General features: G+C 32.7%; 17 protein-coding genes. 9 read left to right on the top strand and 8 right to left on the bottom strand.

The window, feature by feature from the left end:
* Window positions 1–227: 227 nt before the first annotated feature.
* The gene (locus P6733_RS17585; protein WP_306354268.1) at window positions 228–2,033 is read right to left on the bottom strand and encodes a cytochrome-c peroxidase; all 1,806 of its coding nucleotides are present in this window, start codon (window positions 2,031–2,033) and stop codon (window positions 228–230) included.
* Between the two features lie 81 nt (window positions 2,034–2,114).
* Complete coding sequence (locus P6733_RS17580; RefSeq protein ID WP_306354267.1) at window positions 2,115–3,569, bottom strand: PhoX family protein; 1,455 nt, start codon at window positions 3,567–3,569, stop codon at window positions 2,115–2,117.
* Between the two features lie 373 nt (window positions 3,570–3,942).
* Between P6733_RS17580 and P6733_RS17575 the strand changes: the two genes are divergently transcribed.
* Window positions 3,943–4,242, top strand: a complete 300-nt coding sequence (locus P6733_RS17575) for a hypothetical protein (protein ID WP_306354266.1) — start codon at window positions 3,943–3,945, stop codon at window positions 4,240–4,242.
* 131 nt (window positions 4,243–4,373) lie between these two features.
* On the opposite strand, the gene P6733_RS17570 is transcribed toward P6733_RS17575, so the two are convergent.
* On the bottom strand, window positions 4,374–4,955 hold the full coding sequence (locus tag P6733_RS17570) for a MiaE family protein (RefSeq protein WP_306354265.1): 582 nt from the start codon (window positions 4,953–4,955) through the stop codon (window positions 4,374–4,376).
* 122 nt (window positions 4,956–5,077) lie between these two features.
* Between P6733_RS17570 and P6733_RS17565 the strand changes: the two genes are divergently transcribed.
* Entirely contained in the window at window positions 5,078–6,322 is a 1,245-nt protein-coding gene (locus tag P6733_RS17565; RefSeq protein ID WP_306354264.1) for a glycosyltransferase, read from the top strand.
* A gap of 86 nt (window positions 6,323–6,408) precedes the next feature.
* Here the strand turns inward: P6733_RS17565 and P6733_RS17560 are convergent, their stop codons facing one another.
* From P6733_RS17560 to P6733_RS17545, 4 genes are read right to left on the bottom strand one after another with little or no spacing between them, the layout of a single operon-like run.
* Window positions 6,409–7,446, bottom strand: coding sequence for a hemin-degrading factor (locus P6733_RS17560; protein ID WP_306354263.1), 1,038 nt, complete (start codon window positions 7,444–7,446; stop codon window positions 6,409–6,411).
* A gap of 13 nt (window positions 7,447–7,459) precedes the next feature.
* Window positions 7,460–8,236: a heme ABC transporter ATP-binding protein gene (locus P6733_RS17555; protein ID WP_306354262.1), complete on the bottom strand. Its 777-nt coding sequence runs from the start codon at window positions 8,234–8,236 to the stop codon at window positions 7,460–7,462.
* Window positions 8,237–8,238: 2 nt separating this feature from the next.
* On the bottom strand, window positions 8,239–9,273 hold the full coding sequence (locus P6733_RS17550) for a FecCD family ABC transporter permease (RefSeq protein WP_306354261.1): 1,035 nt from the start codon (window positions 9,271–9,273) through the stop codon (window positions 8,239–8,241).
* Window positions 9,263–10,138 (bottom strand): heme/hemin ABC transporter substrate-binding protein, encoded by an 876-nt coding sequence (locus P6733_RS17545; protein WP_306354260.1) that lies wholly within the window; start codon window positions 10,136–10,138, stop codon window positions 9,263–9,265. The genes P6733_RS17550 and P6733_RS17545 overlap by 11 nt, the downstream gene beginning before the upstream one ends.
* A 166-nt stretch (window positions 10,139–10,304) precedes the next feature.
* On the opposite strand from P6733_RS17545, the gene P6733_RS17540 reads away from it, so the two are divergent.
* The 6 genes from P6733_RS17540 to P6733_RS17515 all read left to right on the top strand — a co-directional run bounded on the left by P6733_RS17540 (window position 10,305) and on the right by P6733_RS17515 (window position 14,312).
* Complete coding sequence (locus P6733_RS17540; RefSeq protein ID WP_306354259.1) at window positions 10,305–11,519, top strand: aminotransferase class V-fold PLP-dependent enzyme; 1,215 nt, start codon at window positions 10,305–10,307, stop codon at window positions 11,517–11,519.
* A 13-nt stretch (window positions 11,520–11,532) separates the two neighbouring features.
* Window positions 11,533–11,979 (top strand): hypothetical protein, encoded by a 447-nt coding sequence (locus P6733_RS17535; RefSeq protein WP_306354258.1) that lies wholly within the window; start codon window positions 11,533–11,535, stop codon window positions 11,977–11,979.
* A 2-nt stretch (window positions 11,980–11,981) separates the two neighbouring features.
* On the top strand, window positions 11,982–12,401 hold the full coding sequence (locus tag P6733_RS17530; protein WP_306354257.1) for a SufE family protein: 420 nt from the start codon (window positions 11,982–11,984) through the stop codon (window positions 12,399–12,401).
* A gap of 5 nt (window positions 12,402–12,406) precedes the next feature.
* Entirely contained in the window at window positions 12,407–12,733 is a 327-nt protein-coding gene (locus P6733_RS17525; RefSeq protein ID WP_306354256.1) for an SUF system Fe-S cluster assembly protein, read from the top strand.
* Window positions 12,734–12,791: 58 nt separating this feature from the next.
* Window positions 12,792–13,298, top strand: coding sequence for a DUF2480 family protein (locus P6733_RS17520; protein ID WP_306354255.1), 507 nt, complete (start codon window positions 12,792–12,794; stop codon window positions 13,296–13,298).
* Between the two features lie 141 nt (window positions 13,299–13,439).
* Window positions 13,440–14,312 carry a DUF3078 domain-containing protein gene (locus tag P6733_RS17515; protein WP_306354254.1) on the top strand — a complete coding sequence of 291 codons (873 nt, stop codon included), beginning with the start codon at window positions 13,440–13,442 and terminating at the stop codon, window positions 14,310–14,312.
* A gap of 75 nt (window positions 14,313–14,387) precedes the next feature.
* On the opposite strand, the gene hflX is transcribed toward P6733_RS17515, so the two are convergent.
* Window positions 14,388–15,620 (bottom strand): GTPase HflX, encoded by a 1,233-nt coding sequence (hflX, locus tag P6733_RS17510; RefSeq protein ID WP_306354253.1) that lies wholly within the window; start codon window positions 15,618–15,620, stop codon window positions 14,388–14,390.
* A 173-nt stretch (window positions 15,621–15,793) separates the two neighbouring features.
* On the opposite strand from hflX, the gene P6733_RS17505 reads away from it, so the two are divergent.
* Window positions 15,794–16,885, top strand: a 1,092-nt coding sequence (locus P6733_RS17505; protein WP_306354252.1) for a choice-of-anchor J domain-containing protein, incomplete at its 3' end; no start/stop codon positions are given.

Raw genomic sequence — 16,885 nt, 5'->3', positions numbered from 1 at the left:
CGAACAGAGTAGTTAAGCCCGCCTGCGCAGATGGTACTGCAATTTGTGGGAGAGTATGTCGTCGCCTTTCTTTTAAAAACCCTATCCATATCGGATAGGGTTTTTTGTTTTTATTAATTTTTGAGAAGTAAATTATGATTCGTCATTACTGTTTGATTTATTAAACAGTAATGACGAATTTGTTTATTTTAATGAAGTGATTTAAAAGCGCTCTATTGGAATTAGTATTAATTTTGATACTGTGTATCGGTTAGAGTCTTCATAAAGGCTATAAGCTGATTTATTTCAGTTTTAGATAAATTTAGTTTGTCTTCAGGTAATGTTTGATTTGGAAGATTATATCCCTTAGCATTTCCACCACCTTCATTATAAAAATCCATGACTTCTTCCAAAGTATTGTAAACCCCATTGTGCATATAGGGAGCCGTTAAAGCTATATTACGAATTGTTGGTGTTTTGAATGAATATTTATGCATATCTGCTTGAGTTAAATTGTATTTTCCTAAATCATTATCTAGTTTATTCCATTTATTAGGAACACCCAATACTTCACTTTCTGATTTATTAAAATGAGGCGGAACAGTTCCATTCGTTAATGGAATAAAATGACAAGTAGCACATTTTGCTTTACCAGTAAATAGATTAAAACCAGCGACTTCAGTACTATTCATAACTAATTTTTTTCCGCTCATGTGCACATCAAATTTAGAATTATAATTACTTAATGAACGGATATAAGAGGCCAAAGAATTTTTAATTGCAAAACCATCAATCTTTCTGTTAGGAAAAGCCTTTTGAAATTTAGAGGTATATTCTTTGTTTTTATTAATCTCAATTACTGCATTATCAACAGATCCATGCATTTCATCTTTGTTAGCAATAACATCTAAAGCTTGATCTTCTAAATAAGCTACTCTGGAATCTGAAAAATAAGCTCTTTGGTAACCTATATTTAAAATTGTAGGAGTATTTCGTTTTATAAAAGACTTACCATCCAAAGTCAATGAAGTAGTTTGTCCATCAGTAAATGCTTTATCAGCATGATGACATGATGCACAAGAACGACTATTGTTTTTTGATAGAATTGGATCATTAAAAAGAACTTTCCCTAAGGCAATTTTTTCAGGTGTAGTTTCATAGTCAGGAAAGGCAGAAAATGCATCCACATCAAAAACATTTGAACCAAATAATTGAGTGGCACTTGCTTTTAAAGGAGTCTTTTCAATTGGGGATGTTATATTGAAATAACTTTTCGTTTCCGCTATTGCAAAGCCTAGAGGATTGGCAATTTCTAAAATAAATTTAGCGCGATTAAAATCATTGAAATTTTTAGAGGATTCTAGGATTGTTTTTCCTTTTTCAAAAAGTTGTAAGGTACTTTTAAATGGCCCCTGAGTATTATTATCTGCATAAATTTTATAATAAGATTCCATATTTTGTAATGCTGAATGTGCTTCAATAATACTATTCTGAGCTATAGGGGCATCAAAACCAGTTATACCTAATGTTACAATTCGGAATAACTCCAATCGCATAGCTTCAAAAATTTGTGCATCGGTTAAAATAGTGGTTTCGGACATTTTTGAAAGCCTTTTCAAATTACCAGAAAGAATTCCGATTTGTACTAAAAGCTCAGCTTGATTCGAAGAATCGTAAGTTGGAAAAAGTAATTCTTCGATCACCTGAAAACCTTCTGGGGGAATAACTTTATTGTCATTTTCCTCAAATTCATCTAATGCAGGCCCATTAATAGACTTTGCTACATTAGGAAAATAGTATTCATTTAGCATTTCTACTTTCTTATAACCTTGTCGCGCAAGGAGAAATTGTTGTTGTATTTGAGAATTATTGCTATTTGATTTTACAGCTTTTTCAAAATCATTAATGCTTTTTGTTAAGGATAAAATATCTTTTTTGAATAATGAATTGATTTGTTCTGCATGATTTTCTTTTTTTTGGCAAGAGCACAAACAAAAGAAAACACCTAGTAATATGATTGTTGTTTTTTTAATTTTTGGTTGAAAAATGTACATGATAGTTGTGTAGTTATTAAAAACCGATACCACGAGACTTAATGAAGAATCGTGGTAAAAGTTTTATTAGGAAGTTGATTGTTATCGTTGTAAACCTTTGATTAATAAAATTTGGCTTGCTTGATTTTCATTTGGGCGAACAGTTCCACCGTCAACACCTTTGTAACGTGTTCCTGTCCAAGTATGAGGTTGTACACTCAATAAGAAAGTATCAGGAACTCCTAATTGATCTGAAACATCAATTAATGCACCATATTCCCAATCACCAAAATTAGATAATCCACCAACATTATATTTTGCAGCATCTGCAGCTGTACGACGGTGGTCTAATTCTACGACAACTTTTAATTGTTTAGTTGCTAGGTTATATTGATAGATATATCCATCATGTGCTTCATCACCATAACCGTTTGCATCTTCTTGAATATACGCATAGTTTTTTGTGACACAGATGTTATCAGGATTTTGAAAAGCACCAGCAATTCCTGAACGATTGTCTCCATCTAAAACAACTTCTAGTGAACCTAATAGTGGATTTGTAGCATTTAAATTTAATTTATAAACTCTACCATATTTTGTTCTGGAATTATCTGCATTTGTTCCAGTCGTATTTTGACCAGTAACATTAAAATAGATTTCTCTATCTGCATTTCCGCCACCTTTACGATAATCTAAATCTTCAACACGACCAAATTTGATTGCTTTTAATGCATTTACAGAAGCATTAATCTGAGCACCAGTTAATGTAGTATGATTGTCAATTTTTACAAATTCAACACCATAGGTTTGATTTTCTACAATATCTTTTTCTCTTTGGTTGTCATCATTTCTTTTCATCATGTAAAGTGATCCGTTTGATAAATTTCCAACAGAATTTGAAACATACATGAACACTTGGCCACCATAAGTACCAGAATCGTCATCTCCAATTACAATAACAGTTTTTCCAGGAAATGCCGTAGCTTTTAAAGGCAAAGCATTCTCAGCACTTAAACGACCTAATCCAGGAAGTTCTCTAGATACACTTGCAGAAGCAATCGATGCATAAGGATCAATGGCATGTGTACGAGATTCTTCTCCAGATTCACCACATGTTAAATAAGTAGGTCCAAATCCATGTTCAGCAGGTGTGGCCATAGTTGCACCACATAAACGCCATGTTCCTCCGCTAGAATTTAGTAAATACTCTCCTTTAACAGGTTTGAATGTTTTGTCTAAAGTCACTCTTGAAACAGCGAAGTTATCTTCATGATTGACCAAAAAAGTAAAAGTTCCATCGCTATTTTTTAATAATCCTGAACCATCAGCAGAACCACCAAAAACGAAATTTGGTGTTTGTGGTAATACATCATCAGAACCAATTAGAGCAAAAATGTCAAGGGATTCAAATCCACTTTTCTTTTTTACTAAAACAGGAGTTGTAGAATGGTTTGCAAATGCGATTTGATCCGATGGAGTAGTTGTCTCGGAATTGGAATCCTTGTCACAGGAGATCAAAGTCGTTAATAGGGCAAGAGGTAAAATGATTTTTTTCATTTTTGTTAGTTTTATTGTTCGCCGCAAATAAAGTCTCTGAAGATTAAGTGAAAATAGGCTAAATGTTAAATTATCCGATTTGTTAAAATAATCAGAAAAGCAAGTTTATAGTAAATACTAGAATAGTAATTTGTAGAAAATAGAAGTACAAAGGATGAGCTTATTTTAGGAATAATGATAGGGATTTCTACAATAAAAATGGTACTTCTACAATAATATCTCAATTAAAATTAAAAAAGAATAGACTTCAATTTTTTGTAAAACTCTGTAATTAAGGTGTTTAATTATTGTGTTTTGTGGTATTCAGAACAATGGCATGTTTATTTCATAATACTTAATCAGGAAACAAGTATAAATCAAAAATATTAGTATTATGAAAAATTTATTTTTAACAGCAGCTTTAGTTTTAGGATTAGGATTTAATGCAACAGCATCAACTGTATCTGTTCAAGGTACTAAAACAGAGATGAATCAAGAGAAAGAATATAAAAAAATTGAAGCTTCTGAAATTTCTTCAGACGCTTTGAAACAAATTGGCACGAAATATGCAGGGTACTCTTTACAAGAAGCAAATGTTGCTGCTGATGGAGAATACAAATTAGTATTGTCAAAAGATGGTGCTAATGTAACTGCCCTATTTACAGCAGCTGGTGAGTTTATCAAAGAAGTATAGTTAGTTATTTAGTATAGTTATAAAATTGCTATGAAGAAGAAAAGAGGCTGTTGGAAACAACAGTCTTTTTTTGTTTTTTACTTTTTTGTAAAAAAAAATGCCTCAATAAGATGAGGCATTAAATATTTTATTTATCCATGTATGGTTTCATTTTTCCCATAATTAATGATAATGGAATTTTCAAAAGCCAACCATTCTTTCCAACGTTTGTCAACATCTATTCCGTCGCCATATTTGCGAGCAAAACCTAAGAAGGTTGTATAATGCCCAGCTTCACTAATCATTAAATCTCTATAGAATTTTGCTAATTCGGGATCTTTAATATTTTCAGAAAGAACTTTAAAACGTTCACAGCTTCTTGCCTCAATCATTGCTGAAAATAGAAGACGATCTACTAATGCATCTTTGCGACTACCATCCTTTTTCATAAATTTAAAAAGTTCATTCACATAATGATCTTTTCGTTCTCTCCCTAGAGTTAGACCTTTACTTTTAATAAGGTTATGTACTAATTGTAAATGATCTAATTCCTCTTTTGCAATCACTAATAATTCTGTTACTAATTCCTCTAATTCTGAATTATAGGTAATCATAGTAATAGCATTTGTTGCAGCCTTTTGTTCGCACCATGCATGATCGGTTAAAATTTCTTCGATATTTGATTCGACGATATTTACCCATCTCGGGTCTGTTGTAAGCTTTAATCCTAACATATTGTGTTATTTTAAGATTTGTAAAAATAGTGAATTTTTTTGGTCTTATTAGAAGGAGTGATTAGGGTGCTTTCGTTTTGATTCCAATGTAAATTACTTTTATTTTGCAGTAAACTCAGGATATGAATCAAAAGCAACAGGTTTTAATTATTGGATATGTGTGGCCAGAACCCAAGTCATCGGCAGCTGGAACACGTATGATTCAATTGATTTCCTTATTCCAAGAACAAGGATGGCAAATAACGTTTGCGAGCCCTGCAATGGACAGTGATTTTATGTTTGATTTGAGTACCATAGGTGTTGAAAAGAAATCAATTACTTTAAATGCAAGTAGTTTTGATGTTTTTATCCAGGAATTAAATCCCTCCATTGTATTATTTGATCGATTTATGATGGAAGAACAATTTGGATGGCGGGTAGCAGAACATTGCCCGAATGCCTTGCGAATCTTAGACACTGAGGATTTACACAGCTTAAGATTGGCCCGACAATTAGCAGTAAAAGAAAATAGAAGCTTTGAACGAGCTGATTTATTTTCTGATGCTGCCAAAAGAGAGGTTGCGAGCATTTTGCGATGTGATATGACTCTGATCATTTCAGAATTTGAAATGGAATTATTGCAAAAAGAATTTAAAGTAGATTCTACATTATTGTACTATTTACCGATATGGATTGATTCGATTGTCCTTGATGAATTTAATAATTTACCAGATTTTCATACTCGAAAAGATTTTGTCTTTATGGGCAATTTTTTGCACGAGCCGAATTGGGATGCAACCCTTTATTTAAAAAAGACAATTTGGCCCTTGATTCGAAAAAGAATACCATCGGCAAATATGAATATTTATGGAGCTTATCCTTCACAGAAAGTTTTACAATTACATCAGTCCAAAGAACATTTTATAATTAAAGGTAGGGTAGATGATATTCAAGAAGTAGTTCGGAATTCAAGAATAGTTTTAGCACCCATACGATTTGGAGCAGGAATAAAAGGCAAGCTGTTAGAAGCAATGCAATGCGGAACACCCAGTATTACTACTTCAATTGGAGCGGAATCAATGCATGGTGAATTACCTTGGAATGGATTTATAGCTGATGATCCGGAACAAATTGCAGATTATGCTGTGCAATTGTACGAAGATGAATTAAGATGGGAAGAGGCCCAGATGAAAGGCAAAACGATTATTGAACACCGCTATCTGAAAGGAATAGTAACGGTGGGTTTAATAGATCGTATCTATAAAATTCAACAGGAACTAAAAGAGCATCGAATGAATAATTTTATAGGATCGATGCTACATTTTCATCAAATGAGAAGTACTGAATTTATGTCTCGTTGGATAGAGCTAAAGAATAAATCTATTTAATAAATAGTATTATAAAAAAACAATCCAGACTTCTAAGGATAAACAAAGAAGCTGGATTGTACTAGTATTGAATTAATAACTGAACGTTATACTGAAGCAACTAAACTTCTCCATTCTTCCAATTCTGGAATACCTGGTTTTCTTTTTCCGAAAAGTTGAACGATAATTTCTCCCATTTCATTGAAAACTTCAATAGCAGTTACTACGCCATCCTCAGTTGGTTTTCTAACAATCCAAGTTTGAGCAATTTTTGTAGTATCTAAATGCAAGTTGAAATCTGGATCCATTACATTGAACCATTCATTATGCCACATTGTTTTTCTAACTAATCCGGTATGAATTTGGATGTTTCCTCTGTTTCCAACAAAAACCATGATTGGTAATTTTGTTGCAGAAGCACCTTCAAGAATTTTCACAACAGTACTATTGTCTACTTTTTTAGCTAAATCTTCATTTGGAGCTAAACGTAAAGCTTGAGTTCTGCTTACTCCGAATTTTTTCAACATACCAAAAAATTCGTGTGTATCTTTTAACGTTTTCCAAGCAGCTTGGAATCCAGCAAGATCAATTTCACCATCTGGTTTCTCATCAATAACAAATGGAATTGCTACGGTAGTTTCTGTAGGCTCTTGATTGTCGGATTTATATTTTGCAACTAAAGCATCAAATGCTTCTTCATTGCTGTCTTTTGTAAGGTAGATCTTGTGTAATGCTAATCCATCTTTTCCGAAGAATTGTAAACTTTTACGATCTCCATGTTCTGATTTTTCAGCTACAGCAAATGCTTTATCCCAATGACCGATAAAAACACGCATATCGATATCTTCATTTACGAATAAACCAACATGAGGAGAGTTGAACTCACCATTTGAATATACACCTTTACGCTCATGTACACATTCGTCATTACGTGTTAAACCCATTACTTTACCTAATGATTCTACTTCAAGGAGAATCTGAGCAAATTCGCGGTTTAATCTTGTTACGTTTTCTCCACAGTTAGTGGCTAATAGTTCTACTTCGCTAACACCTAATTGTTCTGCAGCATTACGAATTCTGATGTGTGGGTTTTCTGCTTTTAGCTTTTCCCACTGTGTTTTTAAGTTGTTGGTAATCGTATTCATTTTTTATTTGGTATTAATTTCCGAAAATTATTATTGGATTTTTTGTTACTGGATTTGGGCATATTGTACAAGGAAAATTGTACACTTTACTAATGATTTCAGAAGTGAAAACTTTCTGAGGTTCATCATGAGCAACTATTTTCCCTTTTTGCATTAGTAATATTGAATCTGCAAATTGTGCAGCTAAATTTAAATCATGTAGCACCACAATGGCAGTATTTCCTTTTTTGGTAAAATTCTTAATGGTATGTAATATTTTATGCTGATGTAAAACATCTAAATTATTCAATGGCTCATCAAGAAATAGTAATTTATGCATAATAGAATTATCCAGTTGAGTCATAACACGAGCTAAATGTACACGTTGTTTCTCTCCTCCAGATAATGAATTATAATCGCGGGTTTGCATAGCTAAAACATCCGTTTCTTGCATTGCATTCTCTGCTGCTTCAATATCAATGTTTCGCGGAACAGCATTAAAGTAAGGATATCTTCCCATCATCACGACATCCTTTACAGAAAGAGGAATGTCATTGCTATTTTGCTGAGAAAATTTAGCTTTATTTTGAGCCAATTCTTTGAAGTCCCATTCTTGAAATGTTTTTTTCTTGAATAAAATAACATCTTCTTTCTTATCCATTTCATTGGCTAATAAACTCAGTAACGTCGATTTTCCTGCTCCATTTGGACCTACGATAACTAATAACTCACCATAGTTTACAGAAACATCGATACTATCCAAGATAGCAACCTTTTTGTGTGAATAAGATATTTTATGCGCTTGTAACATAATTACATTGATTTTTTATAATGTACGAGTATCGCAATAAAAATTGGCGCACCCATAAATGCTGTTAAAATTCCAATTGGAATTTCAGAAGGAGCAACAATTACTCTACTAATTGTGTCAGCTGCTAGAAGTAATATACTTCCAAAAATTGCCGACATAGGTAGTATTATATGATAATTTGATTTGAAAATTAGACGCAGTATGTAAGGAATAATTAATCCTACAAACGCTATACTTCCAGAAAAAGCAACAGACGTACCCACTAATAATGCCGTTAGTACAATAATTCTTTTTTTGATTGTTTCAACTCGTATACCAATATGTTGTGCATCCTTTTCACCTAACATCATTGCATTCAATGCTTTTCCTTTTGTTATTAATAAAGAATAAGCAAGGATTATAACGACTGCTAAAATACCATTTTTTGACCAATTTGCACCGCCTAAACTCCCTAAACTCCAGAAAGTTAAGTCACGCAATTCTTCATCTTTCGATAAAAAAGTTAAAAAACCAGTAATTGCCCCAGCGAGTGCTGTGATTGCCACTCCAGACAACAGCATTACTATAACATTGGTTTTCCCATTTGTTGTAGCAGCTTTGTAGATAAATGACATCGTTAACAAAGCTCCAATGAAAGCAGCAATACTTAATAGTGAATAATGAAATACAGGTGGAATGTAAGGTCTTATTGATGCACCAAGAACAATTGTTATCGCTGCAAATAATGAAGATCCTGAAGTAATCCCGATAATATCTGGAGAAGCCAAAGGATTTTTAAACATCCCTTGCAAACAAGTTCCAGATACGGCTAATGCACTTCCTACTAAAATAGCCATTATAATGCGTGGCAAACGCAATTCTAAAAGTACATATTGGTCGCTTTTAGAAAGTGTTTCATCTGAATAAAACACGCTTTTGAAAATTTCGAAAATAGAATGTTTCTCGAATTGGTAAACACCCGTATATAACGAAACTACTGCTAGCATCACTAGCAGTAGTAGGCTTAATAGGATGTATATGGGTAATTTATTTTGCATTTTCTATTAACAGACTGTTCAATTGTAATGTAGCTTCTCCTAATCTTGGTCCGAAACCAGATAATAATTGGCCGTCCATTGCGATTATTTTTTTGTTTTTACCTGCATTTGTTTTGTCAATTCCTTGAATTTTAAGTACTCCATCAATACCACCAAGACTTTGAAGACCTGTAGTGAATAATAAAATAACATCTGGATTTCCTTTTAATAATGATTCTGGAGTAAGAGGTTTGAAATCTTCAAATTCAGTAATTGCATTTTGACCACCAGCAAGAGCGATAATTTTTTCTACAGGTGTATTTGTCCCTGCAACCATTAATGTTCCAGCTCCACGTGCATAAATAAATAATACTTTTGGTGCCTTTGCAATTGGTTTTACTTGAGCAAGTTGCTCATCAATTGTAGTTTGTAATTTCTTGAAATCAGTGTTCTTTAATACAGTTGCAGCTTCTTCAACTAATTTTTTTGTTCCTTCTTTTGTGAACTCTTGAGTGAAGATATGAGCTTGAACTCCTGATTTTTTTATTTTTTCTAATAACTCAGGATTTAAATCTTTATCAGTAGCAAAAATTACGGTTGGCTGTAATGCCATAATCGCTTCAATAGAAAGAGAACGAACATGACCTAAATCTTGTGCCGTTTTTTTAATAGATTCTGGATAAGTACTAGTAACATCCACTCCAACGATTTCTTTTTCATGACCTAAAGCACTAACAATTTCTGTTAAAGCACCATTCAAAGACACAATTTTTTGAGTAGTAACTACTTCTACAGGAGTTTCCTCAGTTTTCTTTTCCTCATTTTTGCAAGAAAAAAACGTTAACGAGATCATCGCTAATACGATTACGATATTTAATTTTTTCATGAACGAATATTTATTTGTTTTTAATTAATCTAAATAAAGGCAAATCTATCTATTTTTTTTAACCTGTAAAAGGATTTATTCTTAAAAAAAGGATAACTTAATTCTATATTAAATTTTCTTGTTTTCGATAAACAAACCGTAACTTTGCCTCTATTTTCGATATAAAATGTTAGATATTCAATCCGTTAGATCCGATTTTCCAATACTTTCACAAAAAGTGAATGGGAAACCCTTAGTATATTTTGATAATGCAGCTACTTCACAAAAACCAAAAGTTGTATTAGAAGCGATTACAAAATATTATGAAGAAATCAATGCCAACATACATAGAGGTGTTCATACTTTAAGCCAATTAGCAACTGATGCTTATGAGATATCCAGAAAAAAAATTCAAGATCATGTTAATGCCGAAAAAGCACATGAAATAATTTTTACATCTGGTACAACTCATGGTATTAACCTAGTAGCGAGTGGTTATACTACCTTATTAAAACCAGAAGATGTTATTTTAGTATCTGCAATGGAACATCATTCGAATATCGTTCCATGGCAAATGTTATGTGAAAGAACAGGAGCCATATTAAAAGTAATCCCAATGAATGAAAATGGGGAACTGGTAATGGATGAATATGTAAAGTTGCTTTCTGAAAAAACAAAGATTGTAACCGTAAACCATATTTCGAATGCATTAGGGACGATCAACCCGATTAAATTCATGATCAAAAAAGCACATGAAGTAGGAGCAGTTGTTTTAATTGATGGAGCACAATCTGCACCACATATTAAGCCAGATGTTCAGGACTTAGATTGTGATTATTATGTGTTTTCTGGACATAAAATATGCGGACCTACAGGTACAGGTATATTATATGGTAAAGAAAGTTTACTGAATGCTTTACCTCCTTATCAAGGTGGTGGTGAAATGATTAAAGAAGTGACATTTGAAAAAACTACTTATGCCGAATTGCCTCATAAATTTGAAGCAGGTACACCCAATATTGCAGGAGGAATAGTTTTAGGGACGGCTTTAGATTATTTAAATGGTATTGGGTTTGAAAATATAGCAGAATATGAACATGAGTTATTGGTGTATGGTACAAAACGATTACTGGAAATAGAAGGATTAAAAATTTATGGTACTTCAAATGAGAAAACTTCCGTAATTTCGTTTAATATTGAAGGACTACATCCTTATGACATCGGTTCTATAATTGATAAATTAGGAATTGCAGTAAGAACGGGGCATCATTGTGCACAACCCATCATGACATATTTTAATATTCCAGGTACAATAAGAGCATCATTTGCATTTTATAATACTAAGGAAGAGATTGATAGTATGGTAGAAGCCATAAAAAAAGCAAAACTAATGTTGACTTAAAAACCATAAATTTATGAAAACAATTTCGCTATTATTTCTAGTTGTATTTTTAGGTAAAGGATGTAATTCAGATCTTAAAAAAGAGAAGGATTCTATTTCAATTGAATACGAAGCAGCATCAAGAGGTTCTTATTATAAAGTTCTTGCAAAACAAGATACTATCATCACTATTAATGATAGAAAGATGAAAAATGTAGAAAAGAATAAATTGAGTACAGCAGAGTGGAATAGTATTGTGAAGTTGTTGGAAGAAGTTGATTTGTCAAAATTAAATGAATTTAAAGCACCAACAGAAAAACGATTTTATGATGGGGCAGCTATAGCAGCAGTTAAAGTTATTTATAAAGACCAGACGTATACATCGGATAGTTTTGATGATGGACATCCACCAGTTGAAATTGAAAAAGTTGTAAAAAGATTATTAGCATTATCTACAGAGAAATCGGAGAAAAAAGAATAAGAATGAATATTCAAGAAATACAGAATGAAATCGTTGATGAATTTTCAATGTTTGACGATTGGATGCAGCGTTACGAATATATTATTGAGCTAGGCAAGAGCTTACCATTGATAAAAGAAGAGCATAAAACAGAAGACAATATTATCAAAGGTTGCCAGTCTAAAGTTTGGTTACAAGGTGAAGAAAAAGACGGTAAAGTAGTTTTTACTGCAGATAGTGATGCAATTTTGACAAAAGGAATTATTGCCATTTTGATTCGAACATTTTCTAATCAAGAAGCAAAAGCAATTCTAGATGCAAATTTAGATTTTATTGATGAAATTGGATTGAAAGAACACCTTTCTCCAACTCGTGCAAATGGATTGGTATCGATGATTAAACAAATAAAAATGTATGCATTGGCATTCCAGTCAAAAAAATAAAAGTTATGGAAGAAGTAGTTATAGATACAAATCAATTAGGAGAAGAAATTGTAAAAATGTTAAAGACAATTTATGATCCTGAAATCCCTGTTGATATTTATGAATTGGGATTAATATACGATGTAATGGTGAATACGGATTATGAGGTAAAAGTTTTAATGACTTTGACTTCTCCAAATTGTCCTGTCGCAGAATCATTACCACAAGAAGTTGAACAAAAAATAAAATCAATAGACAACGTAAAAGGGGCAGAAGTAGAAATCACTTTTGATCCGCCTTGGAGTAAAGATTTGATGAGTGAAGAAGCAAAATTAGAACTAGGAATGTTATAATAACATTCCTGATTTCTAATAAATGAAAAGATTCTAATAATATTTAGATTGATTTAAAATGGAAGGCGAAATTATCAATAGAGTTGCAAATAGTGCTTTGCGTGTTTTTGATTTAGAAGATTATTACCCGAAAGGAGTTCGAGCGAAAATTGATATTTCGCAATGGCTTTACGAGGGATTTCTATTGAAAGAAAAAGATTTTAGAGCTTATCTAGCAGAACACGATTGGTCACAATACCAAGACCAATATGTAGTTGTTTATTGTAGTACAGATGCAATTGTTCCTACATGGTCGTATATACTTGTTACTTTACAAGTTGCACCTTATGCAAAAAAGGTAATTCACGGGACATTAGAAGACTTGGATACAGCCCTGTATCAAGATATATTACCGAAGTTGGATTATTCAGAATATCAGGATAAGCCTGTTATTATTAAAGGATGCTCAAAAATGCCGGTACCTATGAGTGCCTATGTTATAGCGACTACCTACTTACAGCCTCATGCTAAGAGTATTATGTATGGTGAAGCATGTTCAGCTGTACCATTATTTAAAAAGAAATAAGCTTTTTAGCTTCGATTTTTTAACACTTTTTTTATCTTTGTATTAACAAAAATAATGTAGGAATTATAGTGACTAGTAATTCGGATTTATTTTGAGTGCTAGTGTAGCTATTTCTACGTAATACTAATTTAAAAATTTGCTATGAAAAAAATCGCAATTAGTTTGCTTTGCCTCTTCGGGATGATGAGTGTACAAGCCCAAGAAGTAACTCCTGACACTACAAAGGTGTGGACCACTAAAGGGAATGTTTCCTTATTGTTCAATCAATCAGCATTTAATAACTGGTTAGCTGGTGGAGAGAATAATATTTCGGGGAATTTCGGGTTAAATTATGATTTCAACTACAAAAAAGGAGATTGGAATTGGGATAACAAAATAATTGCCTCTTACGGTATCGTAAAAACTAAAACGAATTCTTTTTCTAAAAAAACAGATGACCGTTTAGAAATCAACTCAATTGTAGGTAAAAAAGCAGAGGGCTACTGGTTCTATTCTGCATTTTTAAACTTCAAAACCCAATTTACGCAAGGGTATAATTATGGTAAAGATGCGAATGGTGCAGAAACAAGAACAGAATATACGAACTTCTTGTCACCAGGTTATCTATCTTTTGGACCAGGTTTTTTATGGAAAAAAAGTGATAATTTAAAATTCAATTTAGCACCTCTAACATCAAAAGTTACATTTGTAGATAAAAATATGACTTTACCAGATGAAAAATATTTTGGTGTGAAAGAAGGAAAAAGTATGAGATATGAATTAGGATTTAATGCATCAGCATACTATAAATTGGATGTGATGGAAAATGTATCATTCGAAAACATTTTGAATTTATATTCTAACTATTTAGAAGATTTTCAAAATGTAGATCTTGACTATCAATTAAATGTCGTTTTAAAAATCAATAAGTACTTATCAACGAATTTTAATTTTCAAACGATTTATGATGATAATGCTTTTAAAGGATTTCAAATCAGACAAGTATTTGGTTTAGGAATTAATTATGGTTTCTAATAGAACGCTATAAAATATTATATAAAAAAACCTGTTCATTAATGAACAGGTTTTTTTATAGTATAAAAATAGAAGTTATTCTTTTTCTTCTTCGTTTGGAGCTTCTTTGTATTCAGGATATAAGAAGTTGTTATACGGGAATCGAGTGATGTGAATTTCTCGTACAGCATCGTATACTTTTTCTCTGAATTCTTCAAAGTTCTCTTTGTTAGTTGCAGAAATAAATAAGGCATTATCTTCTCCTACATTGGCCATCCAAGTTTCTTTCCACTCCTCTAGAGTGTAGTGTCTTCTTGTTTTTTCAGTTACAAGATCGTCTGCGTCAATAGTTAAATGTTTGTAAGCATCAATTTTATTGAAAACCATAATTACGGGTTTCCCATTGCTCTTAATATCCTCAAGTGTTTTATTAACAGAGTTAATGTGATCTTCAAAATCAGGATGAGAAATATCTACTACATGTAATAATAAATCAGCCTCACGAACTTCATCTAAAGTACTTTTAAAAGAGTCTACTAATTGAGTTGGTAATTTTCGGATGAATCCAACGGTATCCGATAATAGAAAGGGCAAGTTTCTAATTACAACTTTACGAACAGTGGTGTCCAAAGTTGCAAATAATTTGTTTTCAACAAAAACGTCACTCTTACTAATAACATTCATTAAGGTAGATTTACCAACATTAGTATATCCAACTAAGGCAACACGTACCATAGCACCACGGTTACTACGTTGTACAGACATTTGTTTGTCTATAACTTTAATCTTGTCTTTTAACAATGCGATTCTATCACGGACAATACGTCTATCTGTTTCAATTTCCGTTTCACCAGGACCACGCATACCAATACCACCTTTTTGTCGCTCAAGGTGTGTCCACATTCCCGATAATCGAGGCAATAAATATTGACACTGTGCCAATTCTACTTGAGTTCTGGCATAGGAAGTTTCTGCTCTTTGAGCAAAAATATCGAGAATTAAGTTTGTACGGTCAAGAACCTTACATTCTAAAATCTTACTAATATTTTTTTGTTGAGAAGGCGATAATTCATCATCAAATATTACTGTTGAAATGTTATTTTCTCGGGTATATAAATTAATCTCTTCCATCTTACCAGTTCCTAAAAATGTTTTAGGATTTGGTCTTTCTAGTTTTTGAGAGAAACGTTTGATCACTTCACCCCCAGCAGTAAATGTTAAAAACTCTAATTCATCTAAGTATTCGTTCAGTTTTTCCTCTTCTTGATTCTGCGTTACAATACCAACTATGACGGTTCTTTCAAATTTTATTTGTTCTTTTTCTAGCATATATATGATTATAATACAAAGTTAATCATTTGGTTTTTCAATTAGGCAATTTGCCAAACGATTAGTCAACATTAACATTTTTTTTGTTAAATGTAATTAAAATGTTATATTTTTTATAAAATTAGTTAAATTTGAGACCTTAACTTATATCAAATTCATACTTAAACCAAATTATGAGAAAAATTACTTTATTAATCTTAATGACCTTTTTATCCTTTGTGAGCTATGGCCAGCTTACGGAAGGATTTGAAGGAGCCGTTTTTCCGCCAGTCGGATGGACCGTTACAGATAATGCTGTGGCAACCAGTGTCAGCTGGGCTTCCACATCAGTACCGGTGTTTGTTCATGCGGGAACAAAGGCAGCTTATTTGAATTCAGAAAATACTGGAGGACCGCTTAGTCAAGACTGGTTGATTACGAAACCAGTGAGTTTAGCGGGAATTACGAATGGCCAATTAAAGTTCTATACCAGACAAGGAACTTTTGGCGACCAAGGAGGAAAATTTCAGATTAAAGTAGCGACTTCAGCTACTAACGTAATGCCACCTTTAGCCAGTTTCGTACAGGCTCAAGAATGGGATGAAACTAGTTTGAATGCCCCTTTTGACCTTTACCAACAAAAAACAGTTTCATTAACTGCTTTTGCAAATCAACCATTTGTTTGGGTTGCCTTTGTTGGTGTTAGAAATCCTACGGGTGACCGTTGGTTAGTAGACGATGTTGAAATTGAAGAGCTATGTTTTGAGCCAACAAACTTAGCAATGAATACCCCAACTTTAATCTCTGCAAACTTAACATGGACAGCAAATAGCGGTGAAACAACATGGGATATTAATATTGTGGCTCAAGGAGCACCAAATGATCCAGCAACTGTTACATCAAATATTACCACAAATAACTATTTAAAAGGAGGATTAACACAAGGTACAGCCTATGATTATTACGTTCGTGCAGCCTGTGCTTCAGGTTCACACAGTAACTGGGTAGGACCATTTAGTTTTAGTACTCGTTTTTATGGAGAAACTTGTGAAGCACCTATAACAGTACCTTCTTTACCATACACTCATTCGAGTAATACGGCAAATTATGGTAACCATTATACCGGTAGTCCAGGAACTTCTTGCGGAATAGCAGGAGCTTACTTAAATGGAGATGATGTAGTGTATGCATATACACCAGACTTTACAGGAGCAATCAATATGACGATGACTCCACAAGGTCAGAAAACAGGTATGTTTGTTTATACAAACTGTGCTGATATTGGA

This window comes from Flavobacterium aerium, from assembly GCF_030766725.1.
GTDB lineage: Bacteria > Bacteroidota > Bacteroidia > Flavobacteriales > Flavobacteriaceae > Flavobacterium > Flavobacterium aerium.
The sequence above is the reverse complement of the archived record's forward strand: the minus strand, read 5'-3'. Positions and strand labels throughout refer to the sequence as shown.

What these genes read in the sequence shown, in the direction of transcription:
- P6733_RS17585 (WP_306354268.1), bottom strand. Translation starts at nt 2,033, where the DNA reads ATGTACATTTTTCAACCAAAAATTAAAAAAACAACAATCATATTACTA.
- P6733_RS17580 (WP_306354267.1), bottom strand. Translation starts at nt 3,569, where the DNA reads ATGAAAAAAATCATTTTACCTCTTGCCCTATTAACGACTTTGATCTCC.
- P6733_RS17575 (WP_306354266.1), top strand. Translation starts at nt 3,943, where the DNA reads ATGAAAAATTTATTTTTAACAGCAGCTTTAGTTTTAGGATTAGGATTT.
- P6733_RS17570 (WP_306354265.1), bottom strand. Translation starts at nt 4,955, where the DNA reads ATGTTAGGATTAAAGCTTACAACAGACCCGAGATGGGTAAATATCGTC.
- P6733_RS17565 (WP_306354264.1), top strand. Translation starts at nt 5,078, where the DNA reads ATGAATCAAAAGCAACAGGTTTTAATTATTGGATATGTGTGGCCAGAA.
- P6733_RS17560 (WP_306354263.1), bottom strand. Translation starts at nt 7,446, where the DNA reads ATGAATACGATTACCAACAACTTAAAAACACAGTGGGAAAAGCTAAAA.
- P6733_RS17555 (WP_306354262.1), bottom strand. Translation starts at nt 8,236, where the DNA reads ATGTTACAAGCGCATAAAATATCTTATTCACACAAAAAGGTTGCTATC.
- P6733_RS17550 (WP_306354261.1), bottom strand. Translation starts at nt 9,273, where the DNA reads ATGCAAAATAAATTACCCATATACATCCTATTAAGCCTACTACTGCTA.
- P6733_RS17545 (WP_306354260.1), bottom strand. Translation starts at nt 10,138, where the DNA reads ATGAAAAAATTAAATATCGTAATCGTATTAGCGATGATCTCGTTAACG.
- P6733_RS17540 (WP_306354259.1), top strand. Translation starts at nt 10,305, where the DNA reads ATGTTAGATATTCAATCCGTTAGATCCGATTTTCCAATACTTTCACAA.
- P6733_RS17535 (WP_306354258.1), top strand. Translation starts at nt 11,533, where the DNA reads ATGAAAACAATTTCGCTATTATTTCTAGTTGTATTTTTAGGTAAAGGA.
- P6733_RS17530 (WP_306354257.1), top strand. Translation starts at nt 11,982, where the DNA reads ATGAATATTCAAGAAATACAGAATGAAATCGTTGATGAATTTTCAATG.
- P6733_RS17525 (WP_306354256.1), top strand. Translation starts at nt 12,407, where the DNA reads ATGGAAGAAGTAGTTATAGATACAAATCAATTAGGAGAAGAAATTGTA.
- P6733_RS17520 (WP_306354255.1), top strand. Translation starts at nt 12,792, where the DNA reads ATGGAAGGCGAAATTATCAATAGAGTTGCAAATAGTGCTTTGCGTGTT.
- P6733_RS17515 (WP_306354254.1), top strand. Translation starts at nt 13,440, where the DNA reads ATGAAAAAAATCGCAATTAGTTTGCTTTGCCTCTTCGGGATGATGAGT.
- hflX (WP_306354253.1), bottom strand. Translation starts at nt 15,620, where the DNA reads ATGCTAGAAAAAGAACAAATAAAATTTGAAAGAACCGTCATAGTTGGT.